Here is a 23,520-nt window from a genome sequence, read left to right on the forward strand (position 1 = left end):
GCTAATAAGTATGACAACAAGTACACACTTTGTAAATGCACTGATTTAACTATTTTTTTTAAGAAGAATAGCGCTAACGGATGGGCACTGAAAAGTTTGGTTTTTAACTTGTTTTGATAACCTTCTAACTGTCTTTTTCTAAAAGCGTCATATCGAGTCGCTATAACGGTTTAATATAATCTGATATCCTTAACGTATCAAACCCGATATTTCATTATCCGTTGCGAATATACTCGTTTATTTAAAAAAGAGTTTCAAACAGAGAACGTACACCTCTCTGCTGAAACTCCTTCCTATTTAACGAATATCGACTATTTTAACTTCCATTTCACCACCTGGTGTATTCACAGTCACATGATCATTCACATGCTTACCCAGCAAACTTTGAGCCATTGGTGAATCATTGGAGATTTTTCCTTCTGCAGGGTCTGATTCCGCGCTACCGACGATTGCATATTCTTCTTCGTCACCATCTGGTAATTCAACGATCGTTACAACCTTTCCTAGAGTAACAACATTTTCATCCCCTTCTTCATCTTCAATCATCACAGCATTACGAATCATCTTTTCTAGCTGAGCAATACGCCCCTCAACGAAAGCCTGTTCTTCCTTCGCAGAATCATATTCAGAGTTTTCCGAGAGATCACCGAAGCTCCGAGCAATTTTTATACGTTCAACGACTTCCTTACGTCGTTCAGTTTTCAAAAACTCGAGTTCCTCTTCTAATTTTTTCTTACCATCCATTGTCATATAATGCTTTTTTTCTTCTGCCACGTCGTTCACTCCTCAATATCCTTCAAAAATAAAATTAACATAATGGCTGTTCAACCATACTTATGTAAGAGAATCGTTCAATATACAAATTTCATGAAATCCCTTACATGTACTCTATCCTATTACAAAATGGCTTTTCCTTCAATAATTGCCTGAATTTTTGTTGCAATTAAATCGATAGCAACCTGATTTTGACCACCTTCTGGAACAATAATATCTGCATATCGCTTTGTCGGTTCAATAAATTGTAAATGCATCGGTCGTACAACAGACGTATATTGTTCAATTACAGAATCAATTGTCCGTCCACGATCGTCAACATCACGTACGAGACGACGGATAAACCGAATGTCCGCGTCTGCATCAACAAACACTTTAATGTCCATCAAATCCCGCAACCGTTTATCTTCTAAAATCAAAATTCCTTCTAAAATAATGACATCCCTCGCTGAAATCGGTATGAAATCATGGGATCGTGTATGCTTCACATAATCATAAACCGGCTTTGCCACTGTCTTTCTTTCGAGTAAGCGATGTAAATGCTCTAACAACAGCTCCGTATCAAATGCAAGTGGATGATCATAGTTCGTCTGCAGTCGATCATCGTAAGATAAATGACTTTGATCTCTATAATACGCATCTTGCTCAATTAATACAATCGATTGCTTATTAAAAAGACGATATATCTCATGAGCTACTGTTGTTTTACCCGAACCTGTTCCTCCCGCAACCCCGATAATGATCGGCTTAGTGATCATTTTCGAACCTCTTTACGCATCATATTCATAGGATGTAATGGTTGATCCACTTTAAAGCGAACAACTTGTAGTGGGTGTCGTGCTGCATCTAACTCGTGACCATCCTCATCCCAAATCGTATCAATAGTTTGGACAAAATTATCTATCTCTGGTCCGAAAAATTCAACTTCATCTCCTGGGCGGAAATGATTTCGCTGCTGCATTGTCACAATCGATGTTTTTGGATCATAATCAAGCACAAAACCGATGAAATCAAATTTCGTACGTTTTGGATGATTTCCATACATTTGTTCTTCGAATGTCGGTGTTCCTTCAAAAAACTGTGGAGCAAAATCTCGATTTGCACATTTATCTAATTCATCTAACCAGGCTTTTTCAATCTTGAAGTTGTCTGGGTCCTCACAATAAGCGTCGATTACTTTTCGATACACACTCGTTACTGTCGCTACGTAGTGAATGGACTTCATTCTACCTTCGACCTTAAGGCTATCAATTCCTGCTTCGATCACTTTCGGAATTGATTGTAATAAATTTAAATCTTTCGGGCTCATCGTATATTGAGGATCCTGCTCATTAAAAAGCGCTTGATCACCATTCTCGTTCAATTCAAATAAATCATAATCCCAGCGACACGATTGGCAACAGCCTCCACGATTAGAATCGCGTGCTGTCATATGATTACTTAATACACAGCGACCAGAATAAGCGATACACATCGCTCCGTGAACAAATGCTTCTATTTCAATATCGACATGCTTTTTCATTTCAAGCATTTCCTCAAGGCCTACCTCTCTTGCTAAAACAACACGATGAAGTCCTTCTTCCTTCCAATACTTCACCGCTAACCAGTTCGACAAAGATTGTTGTGTGCTTAAATGCACCTCTACCTTTGGAGCGACTTTTTTACACGTTTCAATAATGAGAGGATCAGCCACAATGATGCCCGTTATTCCAACTTCCTGAAGGCTTTGTAAATACTCCTCAAGGCCATCGATATTTTCATTGTGTGCAAAAATATTCGTTGTTACGTAAATTTTAGCTCCATAACGATTAGCGAATTCTACCCCTTCACGCATTTCATCGATCGTGAAGTTTCCGGCATTCGAACGTAAGCCAAATTCCTGTCCGCCAATAAATACCGCATCTGCTCCATAATGAACAGCAACTTTTAGCTTTTCTAAATCACCAGCAGGTGCTAATAGTTCTGGTTTTTTTGTAATCACGCGTTTCGCTTTTCTTGTTTCTTCTACGGTTACAGTCATCTTCTATTCCTCCCTCCTTTTTTAATACACAGTTTCCTTAAAAAAGAAGCCTGTATCGAGCTTACGATGCTTCGGTTGTAGCACTTCTAATTGATCGATATACAGTTCTTTTTTCTCCTCATATTGTTCACGATCTGTTATACAGAGATCGATCGCGTCACGATAAAGTTTCGTAACTTCTTCCATATATTCAGTTGACTTTAATACACCATCGATTTTAAAGCTATCGATTTGGGCATCAATCATTTCCTCTAGCTCATCAATAATGGCTATATCATTCGGGCTCATAATATGTGTTCCATTCTCATCTTCAAAAATAGGATAGCGGGCTTCGCGCTCCGGATCAAACAAATACAATTGTCGCTCCTTCCCCCGTCGCTCTACTTCTAAATTCTTTCCTTGGAATTCCATATAGTTCCCAATTAATGTGCGTTTCGATTGAAACATACAGGTCATTCCATGAACTTGAACTTCAACTGCTACTTCAGCATGCTGTTTAATCTCAATAATGGCATCCATGCTGAGCTCACGTGCTAAAACCGCTCGCGTAGCTCCTCTTTTTCCCCAATAGTTTGCTGTAAACCAATTTGTCGCTGTCGTCTCTGTATTCCAATGTAAAGGCATTTCAGGTGCAACGTCGCGAACAGTCATCACAACTGCTGGGTCACCGAATACGATGGCATCTATTTCTGCTTCACTTAAAAAAGCCACATATTCTGCCAGCTCTTCTATTTTGTCATTGTGAAAGAGGGCATTCATTGCAACGTATATTTTTTTATTTTGTTTATGGGCAAGCTCGACCGCTTGTTTAATATCATTTCGCGTAAATTCACCAGCAAGACGTAATCCATAACGTTCTTCACCTACAATCGCCGCATCAGCTCCAGCGTTAAATAAACGTTCAAGTGCATTAAGATTCTTTGGTGTTACAAGTAATTCAGGCTTTTTCACCGTCCTACTCTCCTTTTTACTATCGTTTTATACTAATCGCCAATCCATCACCAACTGGCACAATTCTCGTATCGTAACGAGGGTGCGCCATTAACCAAGAGTTATACATTTTTATTTTCTCTGTTAGTTTTCGCAATCTTTTTGATTCAACCTCAGTCTCTGCAACTAAACCGCGAAAAAGAACATTATCAGAAAAGATCACACCGCCGCGCTTTACATACGGTTCGTATGTTTCAAAGAAGCGTTGATATTGACCTTTAGCAGCATCAATAAATAATACATCAAAATAGGGCAAAGATTCAAGTTTTTCACCTAGATTCAATGCATCACCGAACCAAACATTAATCTTGCTATCTAGCCCGACACGTTGAATGTTTTGAAGAGCTTGTTCATATCGCTGCTCATCTCGTTCCATTGTCACAACCGTCGCTCCAGTTGCTTGACTCATTCGAATGGCTGAATACCCGATAGCTGTGCCAATTTCTAATATCCTTTCCGGCTTCATTAGCTTTAATTGCTGAAGTAAGAACTCCATCGCAATGATATCCATAATCGGTACATGATCTCGTACTGCTTGTCGCTCCATTTCTTCTACAATTGAACCTCTACTTGGAATTAACGATTTCACATAAGTCTCAAGTTGTTCCATCTTCTACCTCCATCTCGCTCATATGGAAAAGAGGGTGTGTCAATGACACCTCCCCCCTCATAATTGAAGTCACTGGAAGGGCACCGAAAAAGTTAAAACTAAACTTTTTCAGTGCCCCTTATCATTACTCTTCATCCTCTTGTTCTGCTTCTTCAGCCGCTTCAATCCACTCATGACGATAACGATCTCGATTTGCTAAGTGCTCTTCATACGTATCCGTATACAGAACATCTCCATTAATTCGCGCGTAGAAATAAAGGTCGCCTGTTATTTCTGGACGAACTACAGCTTCTATCGAATCCTGTCCTGGTCCAGCAATCGGACCAATAGGTATTCCATCTACAACATACGTATTATAAGGGGAGTCATATTGAGTGTCCGGTATTGATGTCATATATAAATGCTCACCTATTGCATAAGCGGTAGTCGGATCGACTTGTAGTTTCATTCCACGCTCTAAACGCGTATGAAGGACACCTGAGATCATATAACGATCTTCAGACTTCTGTGCTTCTCGCTCAATAATTGAAGCTAATGTCAATACTTCATGCGGTGTTAATTCAAGCTCGTCCATCTCTTCTTCAAGGTTAGTTAGAATCGCCTGTGTTCTACTTAGCATCGCTTCGACGATTTCCTCAATAGAAGGATTTTCAACCATGAAATCATATCGTGCTGGAAATAGGTACCCTTCTAATGGATAACGAATATCTTCATCTAAAACAACCTCAGTTAGCATATCATATCGTTCAATCAACGATTCAACATAGTCTTTATCATGGATAACCGCTTCAAGATCCTCAACCGTATGATCCGTTTCTTTTGCGATAGCTTCAATCATATGCTCAAGCCATAACCCTTCAGGAATAGTAAATACCAATTCTGGGTCTTGCATAACCGTTCCATCTTTTAAGGATTCAATAATTTCATCCATTGTCATACCTGTATGGAGTCGATAATCTCCTGCTTGAAATCCAGATTCATTTTTATATCGTACATAATAACGAAAGACGGTCCCATTACGAACAAGCCCTTCTTCTTCTAGTATCGTTCCGATGTGATTGGCAGTAGAACCAATTGGTATCGTAATCTCCATTTCCTCTGGTGAGTCTTCATCAACTGGAGATAGAGCATTGGTTATATATGAATACGCACCAAATCCTGCGATCGTTCCAAGTATAACTAAGCCAAGAAACGCAAAAAAGACAATACGCCTTACTATTCGAGCTTGAGTTGCTCTTTCATGATACAAGGAATTTCTTTGTTTATCGTCGGAATTAGACATCCTTCTCCTCCTTCCACCGTATCATTATACTATATTTTTCTAATATGTCAGCAATAAAAACTTGAAAATTCATGTTTGTGGTAAACAATGTAAATAAATGATCGAACCTTCATTGATTCAACTTTTAAGAATTTAATACACTCTCACCTGAAAAAAGGTATTTCGGAAGGTCTTAACTACCGAAATACCTTTAAGACAATGCCTTTATTCTTGATCTTCGCTAAATGTATTCAACATTTCTTCAACCATTTCCCACTCTTGATCGGATTCTAACGGAAATAGAGCGATATCGTTTTCTTCACCTTCGCGATCTTCAAAACGGAAAGCGAACACCTCGACCTCTTCATCCTCATCTTCTTGATCAGAGCCAACAGGCGTTAACAAAATATATGATTGATCCGTTTCATCTACTTGAAAACGAAATAATTCATCAAATAAATGCTCATCCCCATTCTCATCGGGAATGACAATGCGTTCTTTCTCTTCGTTTGCCATAAGACACCTCTTTCACTTATTTATGATCCAAATAACCTTGTAAAATCATTACTGCAGCCATTTTATCGATCACTTTCTTACGTTTTTTTCGACTAACATCAGCTGAAATGAGCATTTTTTCTGCTGCAACCGTCGTTAATCGTTCATCCCAAAATGTCATATCACAAGTGACAAACTCTTGAAGTTGCTCAGCAAACTCCTTGCTTCGCTCACCACTTGGACCAATGGAACCATTCATATTCTTAGGTAATCCTATGACTATATGGCTTACTCCATGCTCTTTAACAAGGTTAGCTATCTTTTCCATATCTTCAGAAGGGTTGTCTTCATTTCGTCTAATGGTATCCAGACCTTGGGCTGTCCAACCTAGCTCATCACTAAGGGCAATTCCAACTGTTTTCGTACCCACATCTAATCCTAACGCTCTCATCCAATCTCCTTTTGGTGTTGTGTGAGATAGGATTTCACCAATTCTTCAATTAATTCGTCCCGTTCTAGCTTGCGAATGAGCGTACGAGCATCCTTATGGCGAGGAATGTACGCAGGATCTCCTGACAGTAAATAGCCAACAATTTGGTTGATAGGGTTATAACCTTTTTCCTCAAGTGATCCATACACAGAAAGAAGTACCTCTTGCACATCCACATCAACCGAATCATCCTGAAAATCAAATTGCATCGTTTTGTCCATAGAGCTCATCACACACACCTCTTTCATTCATTGCTAGTCTCCTTCTTCCCTTAAAAGCTAGCTTGTCTTTATTTCCATTGTACACCAAAATGATCCATTTAGGAAATTGTATTTACGTAATCTTGAACAAAGGCAAGTGCCTTTTCTAATTCCTCTGGCTTCTTTCCACCTGCTTGGGCCATATCGGGACGTCCACCACCTCCGCCTCCGCAGCGTGTCGCTACTTCCTTTACAAGCTTACCGGCATGATAACCAGATTCAAGCAAATCTTTTGTCACACCAGCTACAATGTTTACTTTTTCACCAGATACAGCAGCTAATACAATGATACCTGAAGATAGGTCCTGCTTTAATTTGTCGACAATTGCTCGTAATGCATCCTTATCACCAGCATTCACTTTTTTCGCAAGTACCTTTACTCCATTAATTTCAACAACATCATCAATTAGGCTTCCAGCTTCCATGTTACCCAATTTTGCCATTAAAGATTCATTCTCACGCTGAACTTCTTTTAATTGTTGATTTAAAGACTCCACTCGTTGTGGAACTTCCTCTACTCGTTTCGCTTTCAGGATAGAAGCAGCATCTTGTAAATCTCGTAGTTGACTGCTCATTTGCTCAAAAGCACCTTGTGCCGTTAACGCTTCAATTCGGCGCACTCCTGCACCAATTCCAGATTCACTTACAAGCTTACACAAGCCAATTTCAGCTGTATTTCGAACATGACAGCCACCACAAAGCTCCAAACTATATTCGCCGACTCTCACAACACGTACTGTTTCTCCATATTTCTCACCAAAGAGCGCCATTGCTCCCATAGCTTTTGCTTCATCTAGCTTCTTTATTGTAATATCAACATCGGTCGCTTCCCAAATTTGTTTATTGACAATCTCTTCAATTCGACTTAATTCTTCTTTCGTCACTTGACCAAAATGAGAGAAATCGAATCGAAGTCTTTCAGCGGACACGAGGGAGCCAGCTTGATTCACATGCTCACCTAAAACATCCTTTAACGCTTGATGAAGCAGATGAGTCGCCGTATGATTTTTCACAATCGCTTTTCTGCTTGGAGCATTCACTTCAGCGATAGCCGTTGCTCCAACCTGCATAACACCCTCTTTTATAATAATTGTATGAAGATGCTGACCGTTAGGCGCTTTCTTCACATTCTGAACATCAGCTACAAACCCTTCACCACTAATCGTACCAACATCCGCGATTTGTCCACCGCTTTCAGCATAGAATGGTGTTTTGCTTAGAATAATTTGCACTTGCTCTTGTTCGTGTGCTTCTCTTATTACTTCTTTATCAGCAATGATTACTTCAATCTTTGTCTGTTCAACCTTCAGCTCATCATATCCAACGAAAACACTTTCAGCATTAATCTGTCCAAGTACCTCATCCTGAACTTGCATTGAGCCTGTTTCTTGTCTCGCTGAACGAGCACGTGAACGTTGACCTTCCATTTCCTCTTCAAAGCCTTCACGGTCGATTGTTAAACCTTGTTCTTCCACGTATTCTTCTGTCAAATCAACAGGGAATCCATACGTATCATAAAGCCGGAAAACGTCAACACCAGAAATCACTTTCTCATCATTCTGCTTTGCCTCATCAAGCACCTTATGTAAAATAGCTAATCCTTCATGAAGGGTTTCATGGAATCTCTCTTCCTCATTTTTCATGACTTTTTGCACAAATTCTGTCTTCTCTTTTACCTCTGGATAGAAATCCACCATAATTTCACCGACAACCGGAACGAGTTCATACATAAAAGGACGGTCAATTCCAATCAACTTTGCATATCGAACAGCTCGACGTAAAAGACGACGTAATACATATCCACGTCCCTCATTGGAAGGCAATGCACCATCCGTTACGGCAAATGTCACCGTTCGAACGTGATCGGCAATCACTTTAAAAGCAACATCAATTTCAACATCTTGGCCATATGATTTTCCGGAAATAGGCTCCGTTGCTTTAATAATCGGCATAAATAAATCCGTTTCAAAGTTTGTCGGAACATCTTGGATAATGGACACCATACGTTCAAGTCCCATACCTGTATCTATGTTTTTCTTAGGTAGTGGTGTGTATGTACCGTCTGGATTATGGTTAAATTGTGAAAATACTAAATTCCATACTTCAAGATATCGATCGTTTTCCCCACCAGGATAAAGCTCAGGATCACTCTCATCGTCACCATATGCTACGCCACGATCATAAAATATTTCCGTATTTGGTCCACTTGGACCTTCACCAATATCCCAGAAATTCCCTTCTAAACGAATAATTCGTTCAGGTGGAAGCCCAATTGTCGATTGCCAATATTCATAAGCTTCGTGATCTTCCGGATGAACCGTTACTGATAGCTTATCAGGGTCAAACCCAATCCATTTCTCGCTCGTTAGAAACTCCCAAGCCCACTCAATCGCTTCCTCCTTAAAGTAATCTCCAATTGAAAAGTTCCCAAGCATTTCAAAAAACGTATGATGCCGAGCTGTCTTACCTACGTTTTCAATATCATTTGTTCGAATCGATTTTTGCGCATTTGTTATACGGGGATTATCGGGAATCACTCGACCATCAAAATACTTCTTTAAGGTAGCTACCCCACTATTAATCCATAATAAAGTCGGATCATCATGCGGGACGAGTGATGCACTTGGTTCAATATCGTGCCCTTTTTCTTTAAAAAAATCTAAAAACATTTGTCTAACTTGTGCAGATGTTAAATGTTTCACCTTCATCGACTCCCTTTACATGTAATCGGGTAGACCAAATTCTCGTAACATTCATAGAAAAAAGCCCTCACTCCCTCAATAAAGGGACGAGAGCTTGTTCACGCGGTACCACCCTAATTATAGACATTCGTCTATCACTTTCATACCTTAACGCGGGTTAACGGTAGCGATTAGCTACACTCAGGATTAGCGTTCTGAAGCTCTTCACTTAGTTCACCTTCCAGCCTCGGGCAAACCTCTCTATACAAGTGGAACTGCTTCATACTCGTTCCTTCAACGTTTTTACCTGTTCATTTCGCTCTTTTATTATAAAAATGTAACAAGCAAATGTCAACGTGCGAGACGGTATGAACGTATGTGTAAAAAAACCACCTTACCTATGGCCAATAATGGTACAGCCAATAACATACCTAAAAAACCCCCAATTTCTACACCAACTAATAAAGCTAAAATAATTAATACTGGGTGAAGGTGTATACTCTTTCCAACGATAACTGGTGATAGAATGTTACTTTCTAGCTGTTGAATAATAAATAATAAGAGAATCGTAAATAATCCAAGCTGCCACGATTCAAGAAAACTAACAATCACAGCAGGAGCCGCACCTATGTAAGGACCAAAAAATGGAATCAAATCAAGTGCGCCGATAAAAACACCGAGAAGAATCGGGTATGGTACACCTAACAGCCACAGACCGAGAGTTGACATGACTCCTACTAGTAACGATACGAGTAATTGTCCTCGTATAAATCCTCCTATCGCTTGGTCGACATCCTTTATAAAGCGCTGCAAAGGTTTTCGCCATCTTCGAGGTGTCACATACCAACAAATCCTCTGAATTTGATCATAATCTTTCAATAAATAAAAAACTAAAAATGGGATCACGATTAAAGCGAAAAAAGATGTCACTAAAAAGAGAAACACTGCTTCTACTTGACTAAAAATGTGTTCACCTAATCGAATTAATTGATCTTTCCAATTTTCTACCTGAAGCTGGATGGGCTCTGGCAAACTATGGAGCTGGTGGTCCATTTCATCTGTTGCTTGCTCAATCATTTGAACTTGCTCAGGTACAACTTCAACAAAATGTTCAATTTGCTTTTTCAATTCTGGAAATCCAATCATAGCAATAAGTGCAAACAAGCCGATCATTAAAAGAAAAAGTAACATAACAGCTACGGTTCTTGACATCCCAACTTCATGAAGCTTCTCCACTATCGGGTGAAGTAAATAAGCAATCAACACCGATACACCGAGCGGTAATACTAAAGCCTTGAAAATAGCGCTAAAAGGTGCAAAAATTGGTGTAAGCTGAATAAAAACAAAGATAATGAGAGCAATGATCAAAATAAGAGCAGAACGATATAACCATCTAAACCATTTGTTGTTATTCTCCACCTCTCTCACCTCTTTCATTAGTATGACCAATTTAAATAGAATCATCATGAACCTAATATAAGAATTTCATCCCACGAACATGTTTTTCATGTTACTGTAAAAAAAGGATATTAAGTCTTTAGGAGGTTATCATGTTTACAAAAAAAATAGATGATTCGTTAATGATTAAACAAATTGAATACACAGATGCTCATCAACTGTTTTATGTAACAGAACAATCAAGAAGCCATTTACGCAAATGGCTTCCCTGGGTAGATGACACAACAACTGTTGAACATACCAAAAACTTCATTCACTCCTGCGAACAGCTCGCTAACGAAAGCAAAGGTTTAAATACTGTCATACTCTATGACGATCAAATCGTTGGAAATGCAGGATTTAATCAAATTGATCACATTAATAAAATAACAACGATTGGTTACTGGTTGGCAGAAAACGTTCAAGGAAAAGGAATTATGACTCGTGTTGTTCAAGCCTTAACAGCTTACACATTCGAAGAGCTACAATTCAACAAAGTCGAGATACGTGTTGCTAAAGAAAATAAAAAAAGCCGTCGCATACCAGAACGACTCGGCTTCCTTCATGAAGGCTGTATTCGAAATAGTCAATACTTACACCATACATATATGGATATCATTATTTATGGGTTATTAAAAGATGAATGGATGAGTCAGAATGTTAACTGAAGTACCTCTCCTATATTTCATTTTTAACTTATGCACCCATTCTTCTCTATTTTTCACTTTCTTTAATAAATTCCATTCGATTCCCGAACGGGTCACGACATTCAAATCGCTCATACCCTGGGATAGGAACGGCTTCAACAATCTCGATTCCTAACTTATTCAATCTTTGTTTCCAATAATCTAGATCGGACACTTCATAGGCAATATGTGCCTTCGTCTGAAAACGATCAAACCCTTCTTCTGTCCCAACATGTACTTGACGATTACCCACCTTTAGCCAAAATCCTCCTCTCCCCTGTAATGACGCTGGCTTTTCCATTTCCTCTATCCCTAACCCTTCACAATAGAAAGCTCTCCCTGCCTCTTCTTCCCCTGTTGGAATCGTTATTTGGACATGATGTAATCCTTTGATCATCCTCTCTCACTCCTCTAATTTTGTATATATCGTTCATTCCAATCGAACGTATGCAGGTTCTATTCACGAATCACTCCCGAAAAGTTAATTGCTCACCCTTATTACTAATTCCTTCCTCTCCTTCACTCCTAAATGTCCCCACTTTTGCAACTCACCTTGTAATTCTACACTTACCATTAAAACCCTTTTACTCATTCTTGTTTCAAAATCATTTCAAAAAAACGCCACAACCTAATACAATTACGGCTGTGACGTCTCACTCATACTATTTATTGTTGTACAATCGCTTCTGCTAACACATCTATACGAGTTAATACTTCTTGATCGACAATTTCATTCTTCTCATTAAAGCTTCCATTTACAGCAAACACTTGCGTATTCGGTACGGTTCCTTTCAGAAATTGTAATATGGGTTTTAACTGATACTCAGCAACTAAGAAATGACGCTCTGAGCCTGCAGTAGTAACGACTCCTGTAACCTTCGATTGAAATACCCCCATCGGCAAGTGATCAAACAGGTTCTTTAACACACCAGAAATAGAAGCCTGATAAATCGGTGTTCCGAAAACGAGTGCATCCGCAGTAATAATGTTTTGCACTACTTTCTGTGTGTCACTGTTATACGCTTCTAATGGTAAGCCTCGTACCCAATCAATCTCATACTCCTTTAAATCAATTAACTCCGTTTCGACAGCTGGGCTTTTCCGTTTAACAGCTTCTAATACTTCACTAACAACTTTTACTGTTTTAGATCCAATCATTGAACCAGATACGCCAACTATTTTCATTCCCATGACCTCCTATTTAAATACACTCGTACTATGCAACGGCTGAACTCTTGAAGCAGGGTCAATATATGCTTTTGCATGATTTATCGCAATTGGTGCTTCACCTAACCCGATCGCAATAAGTTTCACCTTTCCTTCATAGTTTACAATGTCACCTGCTGCAAATATGCCCTCAATATTGGTTTCCATTTTTGAATTAACGATAATTGATTGACGATCCATTTCTAAACCCCAGCTTTTAATCGGACCAAGAGAAGAAATATTTCCATAATTGACGATGATATGATCAGTATCAACCACCTCTTCATCTCCATTTTTATGAGCAATCACTACTTGACGAAGCGTTTCTCCCTCACCAATTAATCGTTTGATAGCGTATGGTGTTTTTATATTAACCGAAGAAGCTTTTAACTCGTTGACGCTACTTTCATGAGCTTTGAAATCATTTCGACGATGACATAATGTAACATGTGATGCAACATTCTCAAGCATGAGGGACCAATCTACAGCTGAATCACCACCACCACAAACAAGAACACGTTGCCCTTCAAAAAACTGTAAATCCTTTACTGAGTAATGCAGGCTCTTCCCTTCATACAACTGCTCCCCTTCAATCTTTAATTTACGCGGTTCAAACGCCCCTATTCCTCCAGTAATCAAAATAGTTTTGGAAACATGTTGCCCTTGATTGGTCGTTAACGTAAACTTGTCCTCATCTTTCTCCACATGTAAAACTGTTTCATTAAGACAAATCGTTGGTTTGGCAAAAGCAGCTTGCTCCTCTAAATTCTTAATAAATTCTTTCCCAAGTACCTTCGGAAATCCACCAACATCATAAATATATTTATCTGGGTATAATTCGCCCACTTGCCCACCAAGTTGACCTAAGCTATCAATAATCTTCACCTTTAAGTCACGCATTCCTGCATAAAAAGTCGCAAATAAACCTGTTGGCCCTCCACCAATAATCGTTACATCATACAATTCTTTTTCATTCATTGATTTTCTCTCCCATTCTTTTATTATCTTTTTATATTATTAAGTATAAACAACCATCACGACTTAGCTGCCGGACCAAATTTTCCAGTACGATAATCATGATAAGCTTCTTTTATTTCTTCTTCTGAATTCATGACAAACGGACCATACGGAACGATTGTCTCTTTAATTGGTTCTCCAGAATAAATTAAAAGCTTTACTCGACGTGAACGAGCAACTATTGAGCAGTTATCGTGACTCAAGCTAACTTGGTCAGTCATCGTTAGCGTTGCAACATCATGCTTTTTTAGCACTGTTCTTTCATCACCTATTTCAAGTTCACTTGAGAGTACATACACAAATGCCTGATGCGTAACAGGTAGTTGATGTTGATAGCACGCTCCTTCTTCTAAATTGGCCTCAGCTATCGTTATTGGAACCATTGACTGAAGCGGTCCAACGATATTCCCAATTTGTCCTGCAAATATTTTAACGAATCCACGATCTATCTCAATTGTAGGAGTAGCTTCTGAATAAACATTTTGATAATAAGGCTTAGAGAACTTTTTCTCTTTCGGCAAGTTTAACCACAGCTGTAACGTATGAGCAATGTCATCACTAACAGCTTCCTCTGCATGTCGTGCACCAGATCCTGCATTCATATATTGCATATCACCTGGTTAAAGGATTTCACGACTTCCACTATTATCAATATGCTCTAACCGACCATCCACTACATATGTAATCGTCTGGAATCCTCGATGGGGATGATCAGAAAAGGCGCCTCTTTTAAACCAATCCTCAGCCATTATGATAAATGGGTCAAATTCCTTAAATTTCCCATTCGGCAGCACCCATCCTTTCTGAATAAAAGGAAAACTCATCTCTTCATACTTAACGATCCATTTGTTTTTAACACGGCGTTGATTCATTTCTCTCACCTCTTATTTTATATACATTTTAGTATAAAAAGTATATAATGATAGTACATCATATCCATCATATTTTGCAAAGCATTCAGCTTCTCATTCATTCAAATATTTTCATACATAGAGGAGAGACTTACATGCACTCAACAAAAAACAAACTACTAGAACTTCTCAAGAAAAACGGAACTTTGTCTGTTCAAAACTTAACAGCCACATTAAATATCACACATATGGCAGTTCGAAAACATATACTTTCACTTGAGAAAGATGGACTCATTGAAGGGAAAGAAGTTAGACAAGCGGTCGGTCGTCCGCAACAAAGATACTCTTTAACTAGCAAAGGGGAGCTACTTTTTCCAAGAAACTACGAAGGGATTAGCGTTGAATTTTTACAGGATATTGAGGAATTACATGGTTACGAGGTCATTCACACTTTGTTTAAAAAAAGAGAGCAACGTTTAACAAAAAGTTATAAACAACGACTAATTCAAACAAATTTTGATAAAAAAATAGCAGAGCTCACTAATATACAAAATGAGAAGGGCTACATGGCTGAGCTGCAAAAAATAAACGACGGAACGTACGAATTAACAGAATATAATTGTCCTATTTTAGCCATTGCCTCTGATTACAAAGACGCTTGTACGTGTGAAACCGAAATGTTTAAGCAAGTGCTTGAAACAAATGAGATTGATCGAATTTCCTGTCAATCAGATGGTGAGCCACATTGTAAATTCTTAATACGAAAAAATAAATAGTGGCACCACTTGCAAGTTTAAGCACATTAATTTTATTGATTTAAAAAATGAGGCTGGGACAAAAGTGGTTTATCTAAAAGAAAAGCCGAACAATGATAGATGGTGGACGTAAACCGCTCCTGAAATATACTTCGCTTTCCGCGGGAAGCCGGTGAGCCTCCTCGTGCTTCGCACTGCGGGGTCTCACCCTTGGCTTTTCAGCGGCCCTTTAAGTAATGTGCGTAGCCGTTGCCCGATTTTGAAAGCCTTTCTATGAGTGGGTTTCTCATAGAAAGGCGTGCAACGAGCGGAGCCATTACTCTTCTTTGAGTTACTAGAAAGGACTTTTTCAGTGGTCTCGCTTTTCATTCCGCAGGAGTCTACGTATATTTCATCCGCTACGTTCATCTTTTGTTCGGGTTTCCAGATAGACACTTTAGTTATGTCCCAGCCTCATCCACTATTTTTCTTGTTTTTCACTTGTTTGACGATTTAAGAAAACGGTTAGAGCAAAGAAGATAACAGCCGCACCTAAAATCGTGCCACGGAATTGCCATAGAAATGATGTTGAATAATGCTCTGCGTAAAACCCCGCATGAATAAAGGATACTAAAAGTAAACCTCCAAAAATAAACGCTCCTAAAATATACATGACTTGTTTCGGATTCACATAAACATCATGGTTTGCTTCTCCCATAAAATTGCACCTCACTACAATAAACTTTTCTCTTCATACTATCTTACCTATTATTTCTTTCACTTTCAAATAAACAAGACAAATTAATAATTTATGTTAAAATGAGGCTAACATGAATGGACTTCAACTTTTTGAATGACCTCGAAGCAATGAAGCGTAGTCGCTATATCTTTAAAAGCCTTATGATCAGTGGTTTTCTCGCCACAAGACGCATAGTGAACGGAACCATTGCCATATTTTTTTAGTACTTTTTGAACATGCTTTATAAATTTGATAATTCGATAGGAATGATAAACTGATGAAACGAATCGTACTTATTGATGGAGATTGTCATATATGTAACCAAAGTGTACAATTTATTATTAAACGCGACCCAAATGCACAATTTCAATTCGCTTCCTTACAAAGTGAAATTGGTCAACACTTATTAGCAAATCATAATATATCAAGCACAATGAATAGTATGGTACTTATTGAAAATAATCAACACTATATTCGTTCAACAGCTGTATTACGAATTTGTAAACAGCTAAAAGGACTATGGAAGCTATCTTATATCGCCATTATTTTCCCTCGCATACTTCGTGACGCAGTTTATCAAATTGTTGCGAACAACCGTTATAGATGGTTTGGTCAAAAGGACCAATGTCTAGTCCCAACATCTGATATGAAAAAGCGCTTTTTAGACTAGGCTACTTGCCAATACTGAAATTGTTAAATATTAGCGCCTTAATAACATCTACAATTTACTACTCACTTCCCTCACAATTGTCACAAAATCGCTCACACTTCAAACAAGACAGGTCATCAATAAAAACGGTATACTAGTAATAAATCTGTCTTCGTAAGGAGCTTTCGTCAATGTATCAATCTCTAGAGGAATGTATATTAGATTTAGAACAGAAAGGTGAACTGATTCGTATTAAAGAAGAGGTCGATCCTTATCTTGAAATGGCTGCGATCCATTTAAAGGTATATGAAAAAGGAGGTCCAGCGATCTTATTTGAGAATATTAAAGGATCAAAATATCCTGCTATCTCTAATCTTTTCGGCACAATCGAACGTAGTAAATATATGTTTCGTAAAACATGGAATCCAACTGAAAAAGTCATCCAACTACGTAATGATCCTATGAAAGCGTTGAAGCAACCGTTGAAGCATGTTCAATCAGGTTTAGCTGCTTCAAAGGCGTTACCGTTGAAGAAAAGAAATGGTTTACCTTCTCACTTGGAGGAAATTACAATTGCTGAATTGCCACATATTCATCACTGGCCTGATGACGGAGGTGCTTTTGTCACATTACCTCAAGTGTATAGCGAAGATCCTGACAAGCCTGGAATCATGAATGCTAATTTAGGTATGTATCGTATTCAAATTAGCGGAAATGACTATGAACCTAATAAGGAAGTAGGAATCCATTATCAAATTCACCGTGGCCTCGGTGTACACCAAACAAAAGCAATAAAAAAGGGTGAGCCACTCAAAGTGAGTATTTTCATCGGCGGGCCACCGTCTCACACATTATCTGCTGTTATGCCACTTCCTGAAGGACTTAGTGAGCTTACTTTTGCCGGCTTATTAGCAGGTAGGCGTTTTCGTTATAGTTATGTTGATGGCTACTGCGTTAGTCATGATGCAGACTTTGTTATTACAGGAGAGATTCATCCAAATGAAACAAAGCAAGAGGGTCCATTCGGTGACCATCTCGGCTATTATAGCCTTACCCACCCTTTTCCGATGATGCGTGTTCACAAGGTTTTTGCTCGCAAGAATGCCATTTGGCCATTTACCGTTGTTGGACGACCTCCTCAGGAGGATACATCATTCGGTGAATTAATTCATGAATTAACGGGTGATGCTGTCAAACAACAAATACCTGGCGTTAAGGAAGTCCACGCGGTTGATGCTTCAGGGGTCCACCCTCTTCTATTCGCCATTGGTAGTGAACGCTACACACCATATGAAGAAGTGAAACGACCGTCAGAATTAATGACGATCGCAAACAACATTTTAGGAACAGGACAATTAAGCTTAGCGAAATATTTATTCATTACAGCTGAAGATACAGAACCCATTTCGACACATGATGAAGAACGTTTTTTAACGTATATTCTCGAACGAATAGACCTTAAGCGTGACCTTCATTTTCAAACGAATACGACCATTGATACGCTTGATTACTCTGGAACAGGTCTTAATTCTGGAAGTAAAGTCATAATTGCAGCTTATGGAAATAAGAAACGAGAGCTTTGTACAACCATCCCAAAAGTATTAGAAGAACTCTCAATTGTCCATAATCCTTCCATTGTCTTTCCAGGTGTAGTAGCAATAGAAGGCACTGAATTTTTGAGCTATGAACAAGCACAAATCGAATTAGAGGAATTAACTACTACACTAGCTAGTAATGAGGATTTGTCTTCATGTCCACTTATGATCCTGTGTGACGATAGTAAGTTTCTAAGTGAGACACTTTCTAATTTCTTATGGGCGACCTTTACGAGAAGTAATCCTTCACATGACATCTATGGAGTTAATAGCTATTATCAATTTAAGCATTGGGGCTGTGATACGATGATCATTGATGCACGGATGAAACCTCACCATGCCCCACCACTCATTTTAGATCCTGAGGTAGAACAAAGCATTGCACGCTTCTTTAGTGAGGATGGAACGATCAAAAGGACATAACATTAACAGTAGTATTAAGCGCTGCTCTTTCTTTTAAGAGCAGCGCACTTCTTATGTTGTATATATCCTTTACACAAATTTCCCTTCTTTTTTAAACAACCTTAATAAAATGAAACAGCAAATGACACATGCAACAGGTGTTGTAATAATAAAGGCAAAGCCAACTTGCATACCAATATTGCCCCCCATTAATAGTTCATATCGATCAGAAAGAGCATTAATTGCTTCAATGAAAAACCCAATAAATAAATTGATCACGACACTTCCGATACCCATTAACGAGACAGTAAATGTAATCGCGGTGCCAGTCCCTTTCGCATAGCGTTTTGCGAGTAATGCCATTACAGTTGGATAAATGGGTGCAATCCCAGCTCCAGCAAGGGCAATAACAATTGCACCATCATTGCCTAATGCTATCCCAATAATGCCACATACACTTGAAAACAGAGAAAACAATAAAATCGAATGTATGTACCCAATTTTATCTGTTACAGGACCTAGAAAGAGCCTTGCTAGCATAAAAAAGAAAAAGAATAATGACAAAATCTTTGAAGCATCTTCAATCGTCCACTGAAACACATGAACGTAATAATTGACTAACCAGCTTGCAGTTGCAAGCTCTGCCGTCACACCAAATGTTAATAAGATGACAATCGTCCAAGCGATGCGATCCTTCATTAGCTTTTTAATTGAAATGTTTTCTTCTCCATCTTCCTCCTCTTCGTTTGAAAAACGAGCAATTAAAGTCGGGATTATCGGCAATATCGTTAGTGAGAGGACTATCATGTACATAAAACGCCAACCAAGTTCTTCTCCTCCAAATTCCCACCCCATAAGAGAAGCAGCCATTATAGGTGCGACTGTCGACCCTAGTCCATAAAAAAAGTGCGAAAGGTTCATCATCGTTCCAGTATGGTTTTTAAAAATTTGAGCCGCTATAATAGCTAAAGCGATCTCGAGCATCCCGTTCCCAACATATAAAAAAAAGAAAGATGCTGTTAAATAAGGAAATGAGGTCGAAGCAAATAAACAAACACCCGACAGCGCCATGGCGATGAAGGCAATGATCGTAGTTGCTTTAATTCCAATTTTTTTGGCTAAAATAGATGTGTACATACAAGCTAGTAAGAACCCCAAAGAATTTAAGGCTAACAACAAACCAAGCTGCGCTTCACCAATTTGAAAATCAGACTGTATTTGTGGAATCGCAGGCCCTCGAACATTTTCAGATATGCCAAACAATAAAAAACCGGCAAATACAACGATTACAAGTATGTAATAATTTTTCTTTAAAGACAATTTCACAGATGCTCCTCCTACACGGTCCATTAAAAACTAGTATACTACAAACTTTTTTACTAGTCTTCTAAGAAAAAGCGAAAGTCTTATTACGATCTAATACTGAAAAGACAAGCCCTTTTGGACTTGTCTTTTACGATTATTTAAACATCTTATTCACAGGCTTCATCATTTGCTGGAATCGATTCGACCTTCTACGGTCATTCATCGTCCATGCCGCAGCTCCAATTCCGATTGCAATTAATGAAGTTGTTACAGCTTTCCTCATAACTGTCACCACCTATTTAGTTGGCTTCCATTTCGATTTCTAAATCATGGTCCTCAAATAGGTCATCCAATGAACTGAGTGTGCCATCCTCCTCAACTTGATGCATAGAAAGCTTCCCATCTGATAAGGTCATTTCGACAAAACAGCTCCAGCAATAATACTGGTTTGTTCCAATTTTCCCGATATCTTTACTTTGGCAATTTGGACAACGCATGATACGAGCTCCTTTCTTACTCGGTCATAATCGCTCGCCCTTTGGTAATCGTTAATGGTTCTTCACTCTTAACGACTTTTCGACCCTCCATTAGATCAGCGATTAATCCTTCTGTCACTTCATACCCTACGATTGTCCCCACTTCTTCTTGAAAATATACATCTTCCATCAAACCTAGCTTCTCACCTTCTTGAGAAAGCAAGGTCATTCCTTGTAGTCGATTCTTTCCATGCTTCAATAAAAAATCATGTTTTCGTTCAAACAATTGGAGTTTCTTAGAGCTCGTAATCATAATAGCGTCTTTGCCAAAGCTTTTCACATCAGAAATAGGTAATAAGCGCTGTCTTGTAAGCCAACCTTTTGGATCAACGAGTAACCCCAATATCCTACCTTCCTTATACACTAAGTCATTCACATGACCACACTCTTGACCTGTCGCTTGCTCAATGACCGGAAAACCTTCTATTATTGAAAATGTCCGCAAAGCTATCGCCACCTTCCGAACATTTATAGCATCTGCAAGGCTATAATCTTTATACTAGTTGACTTTTTCCACTCGCCATTTGTTCTAGTTTATCTTTTAACATCGAATGACGCTCTAACTCATTTTGTTGTGTGATCGCAGACCTAAATGCAGATAGTTCTCCACACAATAACAAGAACTGCTTTGCTCGTGTAATGCCCGTATAAATTAAATTACGTCTAAGCATTCTCGCATAGCTTCGTAATACCGGCATCACGACAATTGGAAACTCACTGCCTTGAGACTTATGAATGGAGCAGCAGTACGCATGAGTAATTTGATTAAGTTCACGCTTCGGATAAACTACTTCCTTCCCATCAAATGAAACAACAAGTTGATCTTGTTTTTCTACATTTTCCTTCGCATAAAAAATGGCGACAATTTCACCACGATCGCCATTATATACATGCTCCTCAGGATTATTCACAAGCTGCAATACAACATCACCTGTCCGATAAACAATGTCACCAAAGCTCAGCTCTCGCCTTCCTTCTTTCTTTGGATTAAATAGCTCCTGTAAAAGGAGGTTTAATTCCGTAATACCTGCTTGACCTTTATACATCGGTGCAAGCACTTGGATATCCTTAGCGGTAAAACCTTTTTTGACGGCATTTTCACAAATTTGTGAAACAGCTTCTTTCACTTGGTCTAACTGACAAGGGAAAAAGCGCCGATCTGCTTGTGGCTCAGCTAGTGATTCAGGAACATGTCCACCTTTAATCGAATGAGCCAAATCTATGATAGATGATCCTTCCTTTTGTCGATAAATATCGGTTAAATGAACCGTAGGTATAACGTTAGACTCAAGAAAATCCTTTAATACTTGTCCTGGGCCAACTGAAGGTAATTGATCTTGATCTCCAACGAAAATGACTTGCATTTTCTGTGGAACGGCCTTCAATAGTTGATTCATCAACCAAATATCAACCATCGAACTCTCATCAACGATCAGTAATTCACCATCAATTTGCTCATGGTCCCCTTTTTCAAAGCCTCCACCATTCCCACTCCATCCAAGTAACCGGTGGATCGTTGTCGCTGGTAAATCAGTTGATTCATTCATTCGCTTTGCTGCACGTCCTGTTGGTGCAACGAGTAAAACTGGAAACGGGTTTGAGTTAGAATATGCATTTGGATCGAGTGACAATCCGTGTAACCTTGCATACAATTCAACAATTCCTTTTATAACAGTCGTCTTACCTGTCCCTGGACCACCTGTTAAAATCATCATTTGTGAAGAAAGAGCCGTTTGAATAGCTTCCTTTTGTGAATTTGCATAAGAAAGCTTTTGCTCTTCTTCTAGCTTTCCCAATTCCTTTAGAAATTCAGCTTCCGGAAATTCAGCTTCTACCTCTTGTGATAATATACGGCGTACATTCGTTACAATGCCTTTCTCCGCAAAAAATAATGTCTTCATATATACACGGTCATCTTCTTCCACAATTAAATCATCTTCAGCCATCATGAGAAGCTGCTGCTCCACTTCGTTCATTTCAATACTAAGTTGTGGCGTAGAGAGAAGTGAAATCACTTGAGGGGCAAATTGATCGCGATATAAAAAAACATGGCCTTCCTGCAAACAAAACTCTTGAATGAAGAATAAACAGCCTGCTCGTATTCGATCAGGGTGATTACCCGTAATACCAATCGCAGCTCCTAGTATATCCGCTCGTCTAAAACCAATTCCATCAACATCTTCAATCAGCTTGTATGGATTTGTTTGAATGATATCAAGTGCTTGTATTTTATAAGCTTGGTACACTTTTAATGAAAGTTCCACACCAAATCCATGCTTTGATAGCTCTAATAATACTTGCTCTACACCTTGCTGTTCAATCAACTCTGAATAAAGGTGATCGGCTTTTTGTCTCGTTAGCTTCGGAATATCATACAACACTGTTCGATCCTCAACAATTCGTGTAATCGCCCGTTCACCTAATTTATCAACGATTGTCTCAGCCGTCTTCTTACCAATTCCAGGAAATCGATCACTTGATAAATATTGAATAATACCACTTTTGGTATGTGGCAGATCTCGTCTAAACTGATCCACTTTGTACTGCAGACCAAATTTGGGATGCTCGGCGAATTGCCCATAGAATAAAAATGTTTCACCTGGCTCTGATTGTGGGAGAACTCCAACAACTGTTAGCTTTTTATCCTCAAGCTCTTCATTTGTCTTTTCAACACGAACTAGGGCAACTGTATAATAGTTTTCATCATTACGAAACAAAATATGAAGAATCGTTCCTTTTACATAACCTCTTTCGACCGTTTCAATTTCATCATTCATCCTTA

26 protein-coding genes and 1 other annotated feature are annotated in these 23,520 nt (G+C 38.8%); of the genes, 4 read left to right on the top strand and 22 right to left on the bottom strand.

What is annotated here, in order from left to right; genetic code table 11:
* Positions 1–297: 297 nt before the first annotated feature.
* The 11 genes from greA to ACERJO_RS04160 form a co-directional block, all read right to left on the bottom strand.
* On the bottom strand, positions 298–774 hold the full coding sequence (greA, locus tag ACERJO_RS04110; protein ID WP_247104188.1) for a transcription elongation factor GreA: 477 nt from the start codon (positions 772–774) through the stop codon (positions 298–300).
* A 122-nt stretch (positions 775–896) separates the two neighbouring features.
* Positions 897–1,532, bottom strand: coding sequence for a uridine kinase (udk, locus tag ACERJO_RS04115; RefSeq protein ID WP_247104190.1), 636 nt, complete (start codon positions 1,530–1,532; stop codon positions 897–899).
* Positions 1,529–2,794 carry a peptidase U32 family protein gene (locus ACERJO_RS04120; protein WP_373646635.1) on the bottom strand — a complete coding sequence of 422 codons (1,266 nt, stop codon included), beginning with the start codon at positions 2,792–2,794 and terminating at the stop codon, positions 1,529–1,531. Before ACERJO_RS04120 ends, udk begins: the two co-directional genes overlap by 4 nt.
* A gap of 21 nt (positions 2,795–2,815) precedes the next feature.
* Positions 2,816–3,745, bottom strand: coding sequence for a peptidase U32 family protein (locus ACERJO_RS04125; protein WP_373646637.1), 930 nt, complete (start codon positions 3,743–3,745; stop codon positions 2,816–2,818).
* A 19-nt stretch (positions 3,746–3,764) separates the two neighbouring features.
* Complete coding sequence (locus tag ACERJO_RS04130; RefSeq protein ID WP_373646638.1) at positions 3,765–4,394, bottom strand: O-methyltransferase; 630 nt, start codon at positions 4,392–4,394, stop codon at positions 3,765–3,767.
* 124 nt (positions 4,395–4,518) lie between these two features.
* Positions 4,519–5,676, bottom strand: a complete 1,158-nt coding sequence (mltG, locus tag ACERJO_RS04135; RefSeq protein ID WP_373646640.1) for an endolytic transglycosylase MltG — start codon at positions 5,674–5,676, stop codon at positions 4,519–4,521.
* A 204-nt stretch (positions 5,677–5,880) separates the two neighbouring features.
* A complete protein-coding gene (locus ACERJO_RS04140; protein ID WP_247104195.1) occupies positions 5,881–6,171 on the bottom strand; it encodes a DUF1292 domain-containing protein in 291 nt (96 codons plus the stop codon).
* Between the two features lie 16 nt (positions 6,172–6,187).
* Complete coding sequence (gene ruvX, locus ACERJO_RS04145; protein WP_373646641.1) at positions 6,188–6,601, bottom strand: Holliday junction resolvase RuvX; 414 nt, start codon at positions 6,599–6,601, stop codon at positions 6,188–6,190.
* On the bottom strand, positions 6,598–6,870 hold the full coding sequence (locus tag ACERJO_RS04150; protein ID WP_247104198.1) for an IreB family regulatory phosphoprotein: 273 nt from the start codon (positions 6,868–6,870) through the stop codon (positions 6,598–6,600). The genes ruvX and ACERJO_RS04150 overlap by 4 nt, the downstream gene beginning before the upstream one ends.
* 89 nt (positions 6,871–6,959) lie before the next feature.
* The gene (gene alaS / locus ACERJO_RS04155; RefSeq protein WP_373646643.1) at positions 6,960–9,602 is read right to left on the bottom strand and encodes an alanine--tRNA ligase; all 2,643 of its coding nucleotides are present in this window, start codon (positions 9,600–9,602) and stop codon (positions 6,960–6,962) included.
* A 79-nt stretch (positions 9,603–9,681) separates the two neighbouring features.
* Positions 9,682–9,888 (bottom strand) — a binding site (T-box leader).
* A gap of 44 nt (positions 9,889–9,932) precedes the next feature.
* Positions 9,933–11,000 (bottom strand): AI-2E family transporter, encoded by a 1,068-nt coding sequence (locus tag ACERJO_RS04160; RefSeq protein WP_373646644.1) that lies wholly within the window; start codon positions 10,998–11,000, stop codon positions 9,933–9,935.
* Positions 11,001–11,131: 131 nt separating this feature from the next.
* On the opposite strand from ACERJO_RS04160, the gene ACERJO_RS04165 reads away from it, so the two are divergent.
* Positions 11,132–11,686: a GNAT family N-acetyltransferase gene (locus ACERJO_RS04165; RefSeq protein WP_373646645.1), complete on the top strand. Its 555-nt coding sequence runs from the start codon at positions 11,132–11,134 to the stop codon at positions 11,684–11,686.
* Between the two features lie 46 nt (positions 11,687–11,732).
* On the opposite strand, the gene ACERJO_RS04170 is transcribed toward ACERJO_RS04165, so the two are convergent.
* The 5 genes from ACERJO_RS04170 to ACERJO_RS04190 all read right to left on the bottom strand — a co-directional run bounded on the left by ACERJO_RS04170 (position 11,733) and on the right by ACERJO_RS04190 (position 14,799).
* On the bottom strand, positions 11,733–12,101 hold the full coding sequence (locus tag ACERJO_RS04170) for a VOC family protein (RefSeq protein WP_373646646.1): 369 nt from the start codon (positions 12,099–12,101) through the stop codon (positions 11,733–11,735).
* Positions 12,102–12,370: 269 nt separating this feature from the next.
* Positions 12,371–12,889, bottom strand: a complete 519-nt coding sequence (locus ACERJO_RS04175) for an NADPH-dependent FMN reductase (protein WP_373646647.1) — start codon at positions 12,887–12,889, stop codon at positions 12,371–12,373.
* A gap of 12 nt (positions 12,890–12,901) precedes the next feature.
* Positions 12,902–13,888 carry an NAD(P)/FAD-dependent oxidoreductase gene (locus ACERJO_RS04180; protein ID WP_373646648.1) on the bottom strand — a complete coding sequence of 329 codons (987 nt, stop codon included), beginning with the start codon at positions 13,886–13,888 and terminating at the stop codon, positions 12,902–12,904.
* Between the two features lie 56 nt (positions 13,889–13,944).
* Complete coding sequence (locus ACERJO_RS04185; RefSeq protein WP_373646649.1) at positions 13,945–14,529, bottom strand: pirin family protein; 585 nt, start codon at positions 14,527–14,529, stop codon at positions 13,945–13,947.
* An 18-nt stretch (positions 14,530–14,547) separates the two neighbouring features.
* Positions 14,548–14,799: a pirin family protein gene (locus ACERJO_RS04190; RefSeq protein ID WP_373646650.1), complete on the bottom strand. Its 252-nt coding sequence runs from the start codon at positions 14,797–14,799 to the stop codon at positions 14,548–14,550.
* A gap of 134 nt (positions 14,800–14,933) precedes the next feature.
* Here ACERJO_RS04190 and ACERJO_RS04195 point away from each other — a divergent pair, with 134 nt between their 5' ends.
* Positions 14,934–15,554 (top strand): helix-turn-helix transcriptional regulator, encoded by a 621-nt coding sequence (locus tag ACERJO_RS04195; protein WP_373646651.1) that lies wholly within the window; start codon positions 14,934–14,936, stop codon positions 15,552–15,554.
* A 439-nt stretch (positions 15,555–15,993) separates the two neighbouring features.
* Here the strand turns inward: ACERJO_RS04195 and ACERJO_RS04200 are convergent, their stop codons facing one another.
* Positions 15,994–16,230 carry a hypothetical protein gene (locus ACERJO_RS04200; RefSeq protein WP_373646652.1) on the bottom strand — a complete coding sequence of 79 codons (237 nt, stop codon included), beginning with the start codon at positions 16,228–16,230 and terminating at the stop codon, positions 15,994–15,996.
* A 298-nt stretch (positions 16,231–16,528) separates the two neighbouring features.
* Between ACERJO_RS04200 and ACERJO_RS04205 the strand changes: the two genes are divergently transcribed.
* Positions 16,529–16,921, top strand: coding sequence for a thiol-disulfide oxidoreductase DCC family protein (locus ACERJO_RS04205; protein ID WP_373646653.1), 393 nt, complete (start codon positions 16,529–16,531; stop codon positions 16,919–16,921).
* A gap of 170 nt (positions 16,922–17,091) precedes the next feature.
* Positions 17,092–18,918 (top strand): UbiD family decarboxylase, encoded by a 1,827-nt coding sequence (locus tag ACERJO_RS04210; protein ID WP_373646654.1) that lies wholly within the window; start codon positions 17,092–17,094, stop codon positions 18,916–18,918.
* Positions 18,919–18,987: 69 nt separating this feature from the next.
* Here the strand turns inward: ACERJO_RS04210 and ACERJO_RS04215 are convergent, their stop codons facing one another.
* The 5 genes from ACERJO_RS04215 to recD2 form a co-directional block, all read right to left on the bottom strand.
* A complete protein-coding gene (locus ACERJO_RS04215) occupies positions 18,988–20,223 on the bottom strand; it encodes an MFS transporter (RefSeq protein ID WP_373646655.1) in 1,236 nt (411 codons plus the stop codon).
* A 133-nt stretch (positions 20,224–20,356) separates the two neighbouring features.
* Positions 20,357–20,485: a DUF3918 family protein gene (locus ACERJO_RS04220; protein ID WP_260505870.1), complete on the bottom strand. Its 129-nt coding sequence runs from the start codon at positions 20,483–20,485 to the stop codon at positions 20,357–20,359.
* A gap of 16 nt (positions 20,486–20,501) precedes the next feature.
* Positions 20,502–20,699: a hypothetical protein gene (locus ACERJO_RS04225; protein WP_247104215.1), complete on the bottom strand. Its 198-nt coding sequence runs from the start codon at positions 20,697–20,699 to the stop codon at positions 20,502–20,504.
* Between the two features lie 16 nt (positions 20,700–20,715).
* A complete protein-coding gene (locus ACERJO_RS04230; protein WP_247104216.1) occupies positions 20,716–21,183 on the bottom strand; it encodes a PRC-barrel domain-containing protein in 468 nt (155 codons plus the stop codon).
* A gap of 49 nt (positions 21,184–21,232) precedes the next feature.
* Positions 21,233–23,515: an SF1B family DNA helicase RecD2 gene (recD2, locus tag ACERJO_RS04235; RefSeq protein ID WP_373646656.1), complete on the bottom strand. Its 2,283-nt coding sequence runs from the start codon at positions 23,513–23,515 to the stop codon at positions 21,233–21,235.
* Between the last annotated feature and the right edge of the window lie 5 nt (positions 23,516–23,520).

This window comes from Halalkalibacter sp. AB-rgal2, from assembly GCF_041821005.1.
Lineage (GTDB): Bacteria > Bacillota > Bacilli > Bacillales > Bacillaceae_D > Halalkalibacter.

Bases quoted from the DNA above. Each gene is read 5' to 3' on its own strand.
- udk (WP_247104190.1), bottom strand. From the start codon at position 1,532: ATGATCACTAAGCCGATCATTATCGGGGTTGCGGGAGGAACAGGTTCG.
- ACERJO_RS04120 (WP_373646635.1), bottom strand. From the start codon at position 2,794: ATGACTGTAACCGTAGAAGAAACAAGAAAAGCGAAACGCGTGATTACA.
- ACERJO_RS04130 (WP_373646638.1), bottom strand. From the start codon at position 4,394: ATGGAACAACTTGAGACTTATGTGAAATCGTTAATTCCAAGTAGAGGT.
- mltG (WP_373646640.1), bottom strand. From the start codon at position 5,676: ATGTCTAATTCCGACGATAAACAAAGAAATTCCTTGTATCATGAAAGA.
- ACERJO_RS04140 (WP_247104195.1), bottom strand. From the start codon at position 6,171: ATGGCAAACGAAGAGAAAGAACGCATTGTCATTCCCGATGAGAATGGG.
- ruvX (WP_373646641.1), bottom strand. From the start codon at position 6,601: ATGAGAGCGTTAGGATTAGATGTGGGTACGAAAACAGTTGGAATTGCC.
- ACERJO_RS04150 (WP_247104198.1), bottom strand. From the start codon at position 6,870: ATGAGCTCTATGGACAAAACGATGCAATTTGATTTTCAGGATGATTCG.
- ACERJO_RS04165 (WP_373646645.1), top strand. From the start codon at position 11,132: ATGTTTACAAAAAAAATAGATGATTCGTTAATGATTAAACAAATTGAA.
- ACERJO_RS04170 (WP_373646646.1), bottom strand. From the start codon at position 12,101: ATGATCAAAGGATTACATCATGTCCAAATAACGATTCCAACAGGGGAA.
- ACERJO_RS04175 (WP_373646647.1), bottom strand. From the start codon at position 12,889: ATGAAAATAGTTGGCGTATCTGGTTCAATGATTGGATCTAAAACAGTA.
- ACERJO_RS04180 (WP_373646648.1), bottom strand. From the start codon at position 13,888: ATGAATGAAAAAGAATTGTATGATGTAACGATTATTGGTGGAGGGCCA.
- ACERJO_RS04185 (WP_373646649.1), bottom strand. From the start codon at position 14,529: ATGAATGCAGGATCTGGTGCACGACATGCAGAGGAAGCTGTTAGTGAT.
- ACERJO_RS04190 (WP_373646650.1), bottom strand. From the start codon at position 14,799: ATGAATCAACGCCGTGTTAAAAACAAATGGATCGTTAAGTATGAAGAG.
- ACERJO_RS04195 (WP_373646651.1), top strand. From the start codon at position 14,934: ATGCACTCAACAAAAAACAAACTACTAGAACTTCTCAAGAAAAACGGA.
- ACERJO_RS04200 (WP_373646652.1), bottom strand. From the start codon at position 16,230: ATGGGAGAAGCAAACCATGATGTTTATGTGAATCCGAAACAAGTCATG.
- ACERJO_RS04205 (WP_373646653.1), top strand. From the start codon at position 16,529: ATGAAACGAATCGTACTTATTGATGGAGATTGTCATATATGTAACCAA.
- ACERJO_RS04210 (WP_373646654.1), top strand. From the start codon at position 17,092: ATGTATCAATCTCTAGAGGAATGTATATTAGATTTAGAACAGAAAGGT.
- ACERJO_RS04220 (WP_260505870.1), bottom strand. From the start codon at position 20,485: ATGAGGAAAGCTGTAACAACTTCATTAATTGCAATCGGAATTGGAGCT.
- ACERJO_RS04225 (WP_247104215.1), bottom strand. From the start codon at position 20,699: ATGCGTTGTCCAAATTGCCAAAGTAAAGATATCGGGAAAATTGGAACA.
- recD2 (WP_373646656.1), bottom strand. From the start codon at position 23,515: ATGAATGATGAAATTGAAACGGTCGAAAGAGGTTATGTAAAAGGAACG.